Origin of the sequence: Candidatus Paracaedibacter acanthamoebae (genome assembly GCF_000742835.1) — a bacterium.
Taxonomy (GTDB): domain Bacteria; phylum Pseudomonadota; class Alphaproteobacteria; order Paracaedibacterales; family Paracaedibacteraceae; genus Paracaedibacter; species Paracaedibacter acanthamoebae.
This window is the reverse complement of sequence record NZ_CP008941.1, coordinates 2,342,071-2,355,444: the sequence shown is the minus strand read 5'-3', so window position 1 is coordinate 2,355,444 and position 13,374 is coordinate 2,342,071. Positions and strand designations below refer to the sequence as shown.

The 13,374-nt window shown below is 44.3% G+C and carries 11 protein-coding genes; 7 read left to right on the top strand and 4 right to left on the bottom strand.

The window, feature by feature from the left end; translation table 11 throughout:
• Positions 1 to 3: 3 nt before the first annotated feature.
• The 4 genes from ID47_RS10865 to ID47_RS10850 all read right to left on the bottom strand — a co-directional run bounded on the left by ID47_RS10865 (position 4) and on the right by ID47_RS10850 (position 6,936).
• Positions 4 to 1,338, bottom strand: a complete 1,335-nt coding sequence (locus ID47_RS10865) for an ABC1 kinase family protein (protein WP_038466511.1) — start codon at positions 1,336 to 1,338, stop codon at positions 4 to 6.
• 2 nt (positions 1,339 to 1,340) lie between these two features.
• Positions 1,341 to 3,116, bottom strand: a complete 1,776-nt coding sequence (locus ID47_RS10860; protein ID WP_038466508.1) for a M3 family oligoendopeptidase — start codon at positions 3,114 to 3,116, stop codon at positions 1,341 to 1,343.
• 165 nt (positions 3,117 to 3,281) lie between these two features.
• Positions 3,282 to 4,715 (bottom strand): pyruvate kinase, encoded by a 1,434-nt coding sequence (gene pyk, locus ID47_RS10855; RefSeq protein WP_038466506.1) that lies wholly within the window; start codon positions 4,713 to 4,715, stop codon positions 3,282 to 3,284.
• A 73-nt stretch (positions 4,716 to 4,788) separates the two neighbouring features.
• Entirely contained in the window at positions 4,789 to 6,936 is a 2,148-nt protein-coding gene (locus ID47_RS10850; protein ID WP_051908854.1) for a transglycosylase domain-containing protein, read from the bottom strand.
• 483 nt (positions 6,937 to 7,419) lie between these two features.
• Between ID47_RS10850 and ID47_RS10845 the strand changes: the two genes are divergently transcribed.
• The 7 genes from ID47_RS10845 to ID47_RS10815 are packed head-to-tail and all read left to right on the top strand — an operon-like array spanning position 7,420 to position 13,291.
• Positions 7,420 to 8,889, top strand: a complete 1,470-nt coding sequence (locus ID47_RS10845; RefSeq protein WP_051908853.1) for a GspE/PulE family protein — start codon at positions 7,420 to 7,422, stop codon at positions 8,887 to 8,889.
• On the top strand, positions 8,879 to 9,913 hold the full coding sequence (locus tag ID47_RS10840; protein ID WP_038466503.1) for a type II secretion system F family protein: 1,035 nt from the start codon (positions 8,879 to 8,881) through the stop codon (positions 9,911 to 9,913). The genes ID47_RS10845 and ID47_RS10840 overlap by 11 nt, the downstream gene beginning before the upstream one ends.
• On the top strand, positions 9,906 to 10,820 hold the full coding sequence (locus tag ID47_RS10835) for a hypothetical protein (RefSeq protein WP_038466500.1): 915 nt from the start codon (positions 9,906 to 9,908) through the stop codon (positions 10,818 to 10,820). The genes ID47_RS10840 and ID47_RS10835 overlap by 8 nt, the downstream gene beginning before the upstream one ends.
• Positions 10,786 to 11,316, top strand: a complete 531-nt coding sequence (locus ID47_RS10830; protein ID WP_038466497.1) for a hypothetical protein — start codon at positions 10,786 to 10,788, stop codon at positions 11,314 to 11,316. Before ID47_RS10835 ends, ID47_RS10830 begins: the two co-directional genes overlap by 35 nt.
• A gap of 22 nt (positions 11,317 to 11,338) precedes the next feature.
• On the top strand, positions 11,339 to 11,662 hold the full coding sequence (locus tag ID47_RS10825) for a hypothetical protein (RefSeq protein WP_232223236.1): 324 nt from the start codon (positions 11,339 to 11,341) through the stop codon (positions 11,660 to 11,662).
• A complete protein-coding gene (gene mutM / locus ID47_RS10820) occupies positions 11,655 to 12,491 on the top strand; it encodes a bifunctional DNA-formamidopyrimidine glycosylase/DNA-(apurinic or apyrimidinic site) lyase (protein ID WP_038466491.1) in 837 nt (278 codons plus the stop codon). The genes ID47_RS10825 and mutM overlap by 8 nt, the downstream gene beginning before the upstream one ends.
• On the top strand, positions 12,488 to 13,291 hold the full coding sequence (locus ID47_RS10815; protein ID WP_038466488.1) for an enoyl-CoA hydratase-related protein: 804 nt from the start codon (positions 12,488 to 12,490) through the stop codon (positions 13,289 to 13,291). Before mutM ends, ID47_RS10815 begins: the two co-directional genes overlap by 4 nt.
• Positions 13,292 to 13,374 lie beyond the last annotated feature (83 nt).

The following is a 13,374-nucleotide window of genomic DNA, read 5'->3' as shown; positions in this document are numbered from 1 at the left end:
AATTTAGCCAGGGATCGCCTCAACCAATCTAAAGACTTTTGCTTTTTGCTCTTCTAGGTTGGTTGGTTCAAATCCCTGAATCATCTCTTCCGTCAATTGATGCCAATTCTGTTGCACGCCCAGGCGCATCATGACCGACCCAATTCCAACGGCAGCTCGATCCATAAAAACGAATTCTTTCGGAGGGCGAATTCCACCGGCTTGGCTTAGTTGGTCATGAACTTTGGCGGCAGTTTCCCATCCCACCTTTCCTTTTAAATCGCTTTGGATTAAACGGACACGGTCATCCAACAAGGGTTCATAGAGCAATTTTGCCCATTCTGAAATAATTTCAATAATTTCTTTATTAAGATTCTCAAAACCCCATATTTCATAGGCGTGTACAGCTCTCGCCTGATCATTGGTTTGTAAAGCGCGATACAATTCAATAACGCCTGAAACAAATTTGCCCGAAAAGCTTCGAATACAGCCTAAATCTAGAATATTAATCTGACCATCTTCTGTAATTTTATAATTGCCAGGATGGGGATCGCCATGAATCAAACCATAAGAATAAAAGGGATGATACCACGCCTGATACAGTTTTTTACCAATATCATTGCGAAATTCTGAGTCGGCATCACAATAATGAAGGACGCTGTTCCCCTCTAACCATTGCATCGTCAACAGCCGTTTTGTCGTGAGCGCCTCATAAACCTTAGGAAGATGAACATCGAGCTTGTCCCTAAAAATCTCTTGAAAGATCTTTAGATTTTTTGCTTCGTCTAAATAATTGAGCTCTTCGCGCAGACGTTCTTCTATTTCTTCACGAATAGCCTCTGTTTTCAGGGCATTATTAAAAGATTCATAAAGCGACAAAATCAGATTGAGTTGCGCCACATCAGCATCAATAACTGATTCCATATTCGGATATTGAAGCTTACAGGCAACCGCTTCACCGGTAGTCAGACACGCCTTATGCACTTGTCCCAGCGAGGCAGCCGCCGTTGCGTCCTGTTGAAAGTCAGCAAAGTTATTGAGCCAATTTAGACCGAGTTCACTGGCCATCCGCCGCCGGACAAACGCCCATCCCATTGATGGCGCATTCGATTGGAGTTCCAATAATTCATCCGCATATTCCCGTGGCAATGCTCCTGGCACGGTCGCGAGGAATTGCGCCACCTTCATTAACGGACCCTTTAAGCCTCCCAGAAGATTCTTCAAATCCTCTGCGTGACGATCCCGATCAATCGTCACTCCCAAATACTTTTCCCCCATTAAACGGCTGGCCAGACCCGTCATGGCAGAGGTAACTTGCGCATAGCGTTTTAGGCGTCCACTGAAGGATGAATCATCCATTCTTACAAGTCTTCCAGTTGATCAATCATGCCAGCAATCATCTGCAGCCCCCGGTCCCAAAAAGCAGGATCCTTAGCATCCAGTCCAAAAGGCGCCAACAACTCAGGATAACGCTTGCTGCCCCCTGCTCGCAGCAGGGTTAGGTATTTTTCAGCAAATCCTGGATGGCCTTGCTGATAAACAGCATAGAGTGAATTGACCAAACAATCACCAAATGCATAGGCGTAAACATAAAAGGGAGCATGGATAAAATGAGAGATATAGGCCCAGTAAGGGGTTACACAGTCGTCAAGATTGACGGCTTCTCCCAGAGCATCACGCTGCGTTTGCATCCAAATTTTTCCTAACTCTTCCGCCGATAACTCACCGTCCCGACGTCGGGTATGAACTTGTTTTTCAAATTCGAAAAAGGCTATTTGGCGTATAACAGTATTCAACATATCTTCAACCTTAGCAGCGATCATACTGCGCTTCTGATCATTGGTTGTGCACTGTTGCAACAAGGATTGGAAGGTTAACATTTCGCCAAAAACTGATGCGGTTTCCGCAATCGTTAAGGGTGTTTCTGCTAAAAGAGGGCCTTGATGAGAGGCCAAAACTTGATGAACGCCGTGCCCTAACTCATGGGCCAGCGTCATGACATCCCGCAATCTTCCCTGATAGTTCAGCATCAAATAAGGATGGACACTGGGAACTGTTGGATGGGCAAAAGCTCCGGACCGCTTGCCGGGTTTGGCCGGCACATCAATCCACGCATTATCAAAGAAACGTTTACCAATTTCAGCCATTTCGGGACTAAAATGACGATAAGCCTTGTGGACAATATCTTTTGCATCATCCCAAGCAATGAGGCGATCTTCAGCTGACGGCAAGGGGGCATTGCGATCCCAATACTCAAGCTTATCTTTACCCAACCACTTTGCTTTTAAAGCATAATAGCGATGGCTCAAATTCACATAAGATCCCTTGACAGCCGTGGCGAGTGCCTCCACAACCTCGTCTTCAACCTGGTTCGCCAGATTGCGCGCCGCAACCGGATGGGAATAACACCGCCAGCGATCATCGATCTCCTTATCTTTGGCTAAAATGTTAGTCACCATCGTAAAAATCGACAGATGGCTTTGCAGACCCTCCGCCATAGATTGCGCTGCCTTGGCTCGAATCGAATCATCCTTATCGCTGAGTTTATCGACAATTTCGCTAATGCCGATTTTCTTACCCTGCCAGTCAAACTTAATTCCGGCTAAGGTCTCATCATACAACCGATTCCAAGCAGCACGTCCCGTAATAGATTTTTCAATCACTAATTTTTCCTGATCTTCGGATAATTGATGATCCTTATAAAGACGCACATTCGTGAGCCAAGACCGATACTTATCTAAGCCAGGGAGTTCGGTAAATCCATGTATCAAAACGGATTCTTCAAGCTTACCGATATCCAAGCTATAAAAAACTAGTTTTGCCGATAACCCTGTAATCTGTTCTTGAATGTGCTGTAAAAATTGTTGGGCGCTTGTGTTTTGCAATTGGGTAGCTGAGTTTAAAAAGGCAAAACTTATAAGCTTACCCATCAAGTCTTCAAGCATTTCATAATCCTTGATGGATTGTAAAAGTGTCGCGGGAAGCCTTAAGGGAGATCCTGCCGCCTGACATTGATAGGTTTGGACAAAAGCATCCACTAATTGACGCGCCGTTGCCAAATCTTGCTCAATTTTTGGATCGTCTGGTCCTTGGTAAAAATCAGTCAGGTCCCACGATGGCAGGGTTGCATTTGTCATAATAATCTCCTCTGATGTCTTATACTGATGATAACGAAAATACCTCAGCACTTCCTAGTAAAATTGCAATCTGTTTTAACAGTCGATCCCGTATCAATCGTCACCGTGTATTAAAGATCGTTTATCTTTAATCTTACGAGGAAGTTGGTTAACAAGGGGTTATTCCTATTTATCTCCGTATTCAGAATTAATATCGACAATACGCATAATGTTGGTCCCACTTTGCTGACCAAAAGGTACCCCTGCGAGGATAATCACCCGATCACCGGTGTCTACCACTTTATTGGCAACCAGGCGATCACTGGCTTTTTTTACCATGTCAGCCAAGCTTGAAATAGGCTCACATAAAATTGGCAAGGTTCCCCAAAACAAACACATCATCCGAGCCGTTACCACTTGCGGCGTTAAAGCAACAATTCGAGAGGCGGGCCTTTCTCTCGTTTCATGTAAAGCTGAATTGCCTGTTTCGGTAAATGTAACAATTGCTTTAACCGGAATCGTTTGTGCGACTTGACGGGCAGCGGCGGTCATTGCCCCATAGATATTAGGACGAATGGACGGTCGATAAACTTGAAGCAAGTTATGGTAGAATGGGTCATTCTCTACCTGTTTAATAATACGGCTCATCATGGATACAGATTCACGAGGGAACTGGCCACTGGCCGATTCAGCCGATAACATCACTGCATCAACACCATCATAAATAGCGGTTGCAACGTCAGAGGCTTCTGCTCGGGTCGGCGCTGGATTTTGAATCATTGAATCTAACATTTGGGTGGCAACAATAACGGGTTTTCCAGCTTCCCGACATTCCCGGATAATTGTTTTCTGCGCCGTTGGCACATCTTCCGGTGCCATTTCTACCCCAAGATCACCGCGAGCGACCATGACACCATCCGACAAACCAATAATCTCAACCAGATGCTCCATTGCTTTGGGTTTTTCAATTTTACTAATTAATTTTGCACGGCCGCCAATTAAATCTTTGGCTTCCAGAATGTCTTCGGGACGTTGCACAAAGGAAATAGCAACCCAATCCACCCCCAAGTCTAAAGCAAACTCAAGATCAGCCTTATCCTTTTCCGTGATGGCGGAAATAGGAATGGAAACACCGGGAATATTAACCCCTTTCCGATTCGATAGTTTACCCCCATTTTTAACTTTAGTGATAATTTGATGCGGCGTTGAACTCTCGACGATGAGTCGAATTTTTCCATCATCGAGCAAAAGCTCGATGCCAGGGATTACCGCTGCAAATAATTCAGGATGAGGCAGATAAACTCGATTTTGATCACCAGGATCGGCATAGGTATCGAGAATAAAAGTGGTGTCTTGTTCAAGGATTATTGCATTTTCTTTGAACAGACCAATTCTAAGTTTTGGACCCTGCAGATCAGCCAAAATAGCAATTGGGCTTTGGACAGTCTCTTCAATCTGACGGATAATTTCATAGGTTTGACGATGCTGTTCATGAGTACCGTGGGAAAAATTGAGACGAAAAACATCGGCACCAGCTTCGTGCAGCGATAAAATTTCATTGTAGGTTTGACTGGATGGCCCAAGAGTGGCAACAATTTTGGCTTTGCGAGATCTAAGCATGGATGAATTCGTGATGAGAAGTGATCTGATAAATCAAGTATAGCCCTAACCATACGGTCTGGCTACAAGGATCTTATTCTGAAGCCGCTTCTTCCATCATTTTATCAAAGCTGGCTGAATCGATCGGATCATTCATTGTCGGCGTTATTTCAACTTTGCTTTCCTGAATAATGCCATCGTCATCGGCTTCGGATGATAGTGAACCTGCCGCTTGCCCTTCAGAAATTAACAGTGATCCCACCGGTGGATTGGCTGTCAGCACGGGTTTCATAAACAAGGCAAAGGTTTGCGCTGGAATACGGCCCCCCGTAGAGTTTTTAATCATCGGCGCATTGTTATCATTCCCTGTCCATACGCCCACCACAAGATTGGTGGTAAATCCAATGAACCAAGCATCCTTATCGGCATTACTGCCTGTTTTCCCCGCCGTCGGGAAGCCTGTTTTTGCACCCCTTCCCGTCCCACCTTCAATAACAGCTATCATCATTTGATTCATCTGATTGAGATAGTGGAGTTTAATAACTTGAATGGGATCAGGATCTTGATGCTGATACAAGATATCACCCTTTTTGTTACGAATCTCGAGAATACCGTAAGAGGAAACAAAGTTTCCTTTATTGGCAAAGCTTGCATAAGCTGAAACCAATTCCAACAAAGTAACTTCTGTGGTTCCCAAACAAATACTTAAATCTGTGATTATTTCACTCGTAATACCAAGCCGCCTTGCAACAGAAGCAATTTTAGGCCCACCGACATGGGCTGCAATGCGGGTGGTCACCGTATTGACAGATTTTTTCAAAGCATCCGCCATCGAAATTTCACCCACCGCATGATAGGTTCTAAAGTTTTTTGGGCTCCATCCACCTAAACTAAAGGGTTCATCCGAAATCATCGTGTAAGGCGTCATGCCACTTTCCAGGCCAGCCAAATACACAAAGGGTTTAAAGGAAGACCCCGGTTGGCGGAGAGCTTGAGTGGCACGGTTATATTGGCTCTTGCCATAATGGGTTCCGCCGATCATAGCGCGAACCGCCCCATTTGGAGTCATGGCCACCAGAGAAATCTCGCTGGTTTTATATTTTTTCCCCAGTTCCTCCATCTTTGCTTGGGTAGCAATTTCAGCTTGATTTTGCATGAAGGGATCCAAGGTCGTCACCACCACCAGATCTTCATCATAGGATCCGATTAAATTTGGAATTTGATCATAAACCCAATCACCAAAGAAATTACCACTCTTAATATCAATTCGATCTTCATCAATCTCATCATGTTTTTGTTGTAACACTTGATCAATCGATCGAATATAGCCTGCCTCGTGCATTTGGGTCAGCACAACCATAGCTCGTTCATGCGAGCGGGTTGGATTGCTTGTTGGCGAATAGCGGGATGGCGCCTTTAATAAACCAGCAATAACAGCGGCCTCATAAACCGTGAGATACTTTGCCGGCTTGTGATAATATTTCTGAGAAGCTGCTTCAATTCCAAAGGTTCCAGCCCCAAAGTAAACTCGGTTAAGATACATCGTCATAATTTGTTCTTTGGTGAACTTCATCTCTAACCAGACGGCCAAAATCACTTCTTGAATTTTCCGACGCAATGATTTGTCATGAATAGAGTATTTACCCTGGTTTTGTAAGAAATTCTTAGCAAGCTGTTGCGTAACGGTGGATCCCCCTTGGACTACACGGCCAGCCTTATAATTGGTATAGGCCGCCCGCACAAGACCGATCACATCCACCCCAAAATGGCTATAGAACCGACGATCTTCAATTGACATTAAGGCTTGAGGCACATGGGCCGGCAACTCATTCAACTTGACCATTTCTTCGAATAGATCACCATAGGTTCCAATAACAGTTCCATCGCGGGCCTGAATCGTCACACCGGGCTTGCGCGAACTCACCATTAACTGATCGGTATCCGGTAAGTCATAACTAAACCACATAACAGTGAGCATGCCAAAACACATGATCCAAACACCTAAGGTTAGGAACAGCTTAAAGAGCATCCAACGAATCGTGGTCTTACCTGAAGATTTTTTTTTCGACTTTTTGTCAGTTTTTTGACCGGCTGATTTTTTCTTTTTTCCCAGCAACCAACCAAGGCTAATTTTAGGCATAAAAAACTTAAGCCATGAAAAAGAATTTTTTTGCTTTTTTGGCTTAGAAGATTTGGCGCGCGTTTTATCGGACGCATAAAGTTTTGGTGGACGATCTGCCACAGAGTATACCTAAAATACAACCTATACTATGGTCAGTTTATACTTTATTTCTCTGAGTGATACAATAAAAAATCCTCTTTAAAATGTCTTAAATAAGAAAGCTATTTGAAAAAATCTCCATAAGGATAAATTAAATTTTTATTTTATGATTACAATAACTTAAGAGTTTTCTAGAAATCTCCAATTTTACCCCAAGGCGAGGAAAGGGTAAGATCGCCAAGAATGTAAAAGCCTTTCCTATATACTTAGAGAGTCAACTTTCTAAACCAACGTTCGATGATCTCCACATTCTAACAGCTTAGCCGTCCCTATACATTTTCAGGATTAAGCTGGAAATGCCCTTCTCCTTCAAGGTTCATTTTCCTCCCTTGCCTCTCTCACCCAGGGAAGAAGGGGGTTATCCATGTAATTCTCAGAACTTGCTTTGTTGTCCATAATATTTGTGCTAGAAACATCCCACAAGTTAATTAATTTTTTATTGTCATGGCACAGCAACTTGGGAAATTTTTGATTGAACGGCGGTTAATTCGACAAGACCAGCTTGACACAGCTCTGCGGGAACAACGACGATCAAGGCGGTTCTTGGGCGAGATTTTATTAGCTTTCGGTTTTGCTAAACGCGAAGACTTCTATCCGCTGTTGGCAGAATTTATGGGTTTTCCTTTCATCGACTTATCGGTTTGTACTGATTATTTTTGTCATCCCCAGGGCTGGGTCGAAATTAAAGCGCCCTCAGACGACGGCCTGCATATTGTTGTGGCCGACCCCCATGATCTATTCATTCAGCATTCCCTGGCTTTGGCCTATCCAGATCAGAATCCTATTCTTTATTTAGCCGATCCGCGCACTATGGAACAGTTAAGTCACAGCCAACCGCTAGCATCGTCATCTCAAGACTACGCCCCTGACCTTTTGCGGCAACTGATTTCGCGGGCTTTAGAAGCGAGGGCCAGTGACGTGCACTTCTTACCAGCCTTACATCATTGCCAAGTCTTACTGCGACTCGATGGACTGCTTGTGCCGCTACAGACTTTACACCGGGACCAATGGCAGGCGCTCTGTGCCCATATTAAAGTTTTAGGCCACCTGGACCTCGCCGAAGCTCGCCGCCCCCAAGATGGATCCTTCCGTTTTTATCAAGGCAGCGATCCTATTGATTGCCGTCTCTCAACCATGCCAACCAAAGATGGAGAAAGCATTGTCATTCGCTTACTCGATCCCCGCTCCGTGCAAACAGGATTAGATCAGCTGGGGCTACTAACCCATCAAGTTGCCAAGCTTAAAAATATCGCTCGAAGCTCAGAGGGCTTATTTATTATCACAGGCCCCACAGGATCAGGCAAAACCACAACTCTCTATTCTATGCTGCAAGAAATTATCCCAGCAGGGCGCAATATTATGACCGTCGAACAACCCATTGAATATCGATTAGAAGGTGTACGCCAAACCGAAATTCAAGAAGAGGTAACTGATTTTGCTAAAGCGTTACGATCCATCTTACGCCATGATCCCGACGTGATTTATGTTTCAGAAATCCGTGACGCCGAAACAGCGATGACAGCCGTTCGGGCCGCGATGACAGGTCATCTCGTTTTGACCACCCTTCACGTGAGCGATGTCAGACTAATCCCACGCCGACTTGAAGATTTAGGTGTTCCAACGGGATATCTATCAGGCGTTTTGAAAGGTGCCATGGCCCAGCGCCTTATTCGACGCAGTTGCGTAGAATGTTCGGGCAAGGGCTGCCAGTCCTGCTTTGAGACAGGGTATCGAGGCCGTCATGTTGTGGCAGAAATTTTTACCCAAGGCGATGATTTAGAAACTCAATACTTAACAGAAACAAATGAGCGTATGGTCCGGTATGCCCGCGATCTGATAGGTCACCAGACAAACAGACATGAGGTCGATCGAGTTTTTGGGCCTGTCGAACCAAGAGCCGCCAATGCAGCGTAAGATTTCGTTATCTCAACAAATTACCTTCTGGCAAACACTGGGGCATTTAGCCCAATCAAGCATTCCTTTGTATCAATCTTTTGATATCATCAAGGGGACGACAGACTCTAAGCATTTACAGAGCATTATTGACCAGATTCAATCGGACTTAATTGCTGGCCAAGTGTTGTCAGTCTGTTTGATCCACTATGAAGGGATTGGCACTCCCTTTAACGCCCAAATGGTTAAACTGGCTGAGAAAACAGGCGATTATGCGCATGCCTTTTCCCTCATTACTCAACATTTGATCTGGAAACGATCATGGCGCCAATTGATCCAACAATCTATCCGTTATCCAGCAATTTTAATGATCTTACTGGCGGTATTAATGACGATTATTATTGTCTTTGTTTTGCCCGGCTTACTGGATCAGCTGCAGATTCTTGGGGTTCAGAAAGTCCCCGTGGCCACCCAAATTCTGGTCTTCATTGGGCAGTACCCTTTAGAAATTCTAGTTGGCGGAATCAGTGTTTGTTTGTTCGCTATGATATGGAGAAAGATCCGCCACTATCGTCAATTAAAGCCATGGCGCTATGGCATCCCAAAAGTAGGAGAGCTTTTGTATCAAATGCAAATGATCCACTTTCTCCATGCACTTGGGGTGATGATAACAGCAAAAATTGATATGCTAACGGGTCTCTACCATGCAGCGCAAACTCCAAGCTGTTCTTGGCTGAGCAATCAACTGCAAGAAAAAGAACATCAATTGGTGGCGGGAGACTCTCTTTCGGTTGCCTTAAAAGATATCCTGCCAAACCGTTCGCCAACAGCCCGGCTGATTCCAATCGGAGAAGCAACAGGAAAGCTAGGAGAGCTTTTGGTATCTTCCTGTGAGGCAGAATTAACGCAGCTTCAAACTAAAGTTCGTAATTGTCTGGATTTACTACAACCCGCCTTGGTCATGCTAATGGGCGTCGTAATGGTGTGGGTGGTATTGGCTGTCCTCCTACCCTTATATGAATCAGTGAGCCAATTCCATGGATAAGATTATTCTGGATATCGACTGCTGGCGTCACTGGACTTCAGAAGGGGCCTTTCCCCTTGAAGTCAATTGTCTTCCCCGTCGATTCGCCCTTTATCTTAATCCCTTACTTTATTTAAGCTGGGCAAAAGCAGAAAAAGTTGAATGGTCTGATTTTCAACAGCAAACTTTATTATGGTTAGAAAAAAGTCCTCATCAACTTTTATCCAGCACGTACCTATGCGATCTAGCCAGGGGACATCCCCAGGGAGAAATTCTGACTCTTAAGGGGATGAAAGAAATTCAAGTTTTTAAAAATGAGACCATTGCCTTTCAAGTTTCTGCGAAGATGCCGTCTTCCAAAATTCAAAATTATCTAAAAAGGTTTGATATTATCTTTACGCCGTCTCAGACAAGCTTGAAGCAACCGACACTTTTAAATCTTATAAGCTCTCGGCAAAAAATATTGCCTCAATTACAACGCCAACACCAAGCCTACCATACTTATTTGGCAGTCAATGTGGGGGCGACTATTTTATGCATAATTCTGGCGATGGGAGCGGCTGCCAGTAGTATTAAGTGGTGGCACGGATTAAAGCAACTTCAGAATTCTGAAACGCAATCAGTCTTGACGCCAGACCAACAAGAACAGGCATCTTTGTATCAAGACTTTTGCCACCTGACATCATCAGCGCAATTACCAGATTGGACTGCCTATCAGAAATTTCTTGCAATCTGGCGTCAAAAAATTGTGATAACACAAATTGTCTATGAAAATAATAAAATGAGCTGTTCTTTTATTATGCACCCTGATTATGCTCCAGAAATAGATCAACTGATAGAATGGCTTGACCAAAACTTACCCGGATCAAAATTGACGGAAGGAGAAGAAAGAAATGTCGACTTTCATCTATCTTTTACGCCAGCTTGATCGCCGCCTGTTAATCAGTACATTTGTTCTATCGGGTGCTTGGATTTTATCGAGTATATTGAACACCACCGCCGACCAATTACGCGTCTTCCAAGCGCAATATCCCTTACATCAGCAGTGGCGTCTTTCCCAAGAATGCGATATGAAAACATGGCTTAGATTGAAAGAAAGTACAGCCTTAAGTCGCACACGCCTCAAGACTGTTCTTCAATTCTTATTACAGCAATTTGGTATGACAGCTGATCAAATTAAAATTGAAGAATCTCATGTCTCTAGGCACTTAAAGTCTTATGATGTTTCGTTACTGGTGGGCACAAAAACGGATGCAGAACTTATTGATTTTATTCACTACTTAAACCAGGAATTGTTTCCCCTGGTGCAGATTGAGAAATTTTCCTTACACAGAAGTAGGACGCTCGAGGAATCTATGATACAAGAGGGACAAGATATTCAATTAATTGAAGGGCGACTTAAGCTTGCGTGGATTTCAAAATAAACTAATAGCCGTATTAATACTAATGGCCAACGGATCGCTTATGGCAGAATCTGAGCCTGCCATGATCAGTGAGGCAGAACTTAAGATGTTGGGATCCGTTCCTCTTAAAAAGGATGTTACCAAAAACCTCCTAAAAAAGGGGGAATGGCGTCTCGATGGCATCGTATTTAAAGATCAAAAAGACTGGACCGTTTGGTTGAACGGTGAACAATTTACCCCGACCCATCTTCCTGCGGGTATTCGGATTGTCGATGTGTGCGATGAATCGGTTCAGCTATCCCTGGATGAAGAAGGGGCACCTGTAAAAATTTTGTGCTTGAATTATTGTGTAAAACTACATGCCTGAACTCCCCGAAGTTGAAACCGTTTGTCGTGGTTTAGAACAAATGCTGCAAGGATATCAAATTGACGCAGTCGAACTGCGCCGTTTGGATCTACGCTATCCCTTCCCGCCTCTGATGAATGAGCGTTTAGAGGGAACAAAAGTCATCGAGGTTGAACGCCGTGCAAAGTATATTTTAATGCACACCGATTTAGGGCATACCTGGTTGATTCATTTAGGTATGTCTGGCCGTATCCATGAGCTTGCTGGAACAGATACGCCCGGCAAACATGACCATGCGATTATTCATCTGCAGGATGGCCGGCGAATTGCTTACAATGATCCGCGGCGCTTTGGCTATATGGATTTGCTGCCTCGAGCCTTTATCCATCAATCCATTCATCTCAAAAATTTAGGCTTAGAGCCGTTAGCTCCCGATTTAACGGCAGAAATATTTCATACTCTCCTTTCTAAAGCAAAGCGTCCCATTAAAACCACCCTGCTCGATCAACGATTGGTCGTCGGTCTTGGTAATATTTATGTTTGTGAAGCGTTATGGCAGTCAAAAATTCACCCCGAAGAACAAGCCTCCACCTTAACAAAAAGGCAAGCGGAAATTTTGTTAGAATCAGCCCGAGATATCTTGCAAAAGGCTATTAAAGCGGGTGGGTCAACCTTAAAAGATTATCGGCAAGTGAATGGGGAGCTTGGATATTTTCAGCACACCTTTTCTGTATATGATCGTGAGACAGGGGCTTGCCAAAGGCCTTCTTGTAGCGGCACAATAAAACGAATGAATCAAAGTGGGCGATCCACATTTTATTGTCCTAGTTGTCAGAGGAGGCAATCATGAGCACAGCAGAACACCATGAATCAAACCAGGCGGAAGAAATGATCCGGGTGGATTTTGATGATCGAGTTATGATCATTACTTTAACCCGACCCAATGCTTTAAATGCCCTTTGTAAGAAACTGATTATGCAATTAAATTCAGCCTTAGATCAGGCTGAAAACGATACCCGTATCGGCGTGATCGTGATCACAGGAGCTGGCCAAGCCTTTGCAGCTGGCGCCGATATTTCTGAAATGAAAAATCTAACTTTTGCCGAAGTTGCCGAAAAAGATTTTATCCAGCCCTGGGAACGCTTATCACGGTGTCAAAAACCGGTGATTGCCGCCATCAATGGTTATGCTCTGGGGGGAGGATGTGAAATGGCGATGATGTGTGATATTATTTATGCCAGTGAGACTGCTCAATTTGGGCAACCAGAAATCACCATCGGCACCATGCCAGGCGCTGGAGGAACCCAACGCCTAACGGCTCTTGTTGGCAAGTCAAAGGCTATGGAATTGTGCCTGACTGGCCGCAAGATACCAGCCCAAGAAGCTGAAGCGATGGGACTTGTTACCCGTATTTTCGCGGGCGCTGATTTAATGAAAGAAACCATGGCAACGGCTCATAAAATAGCTAAATTTTCTGCCCCTGTCGTCCGTATGATTAAAGAGGCTGTCAATAATGTGGCCGAAGTACCATTGGTCGCCGGCATTCGGAGCGAACGTCGTCTTTTCCAATCGACATTCGCTCTTGAGGATCGTAAAGAAGGGATGACCGCCTTTTTAGAGAAACGCCCAGCTGCCTTTAAAAATCGCTGATTCTTTTGAGTTTGATGTTCCTCATTAACAAAATAGTCGGCTCTATATTTATTGCTTGATAGAGGCTATTGACTTAACGTTCA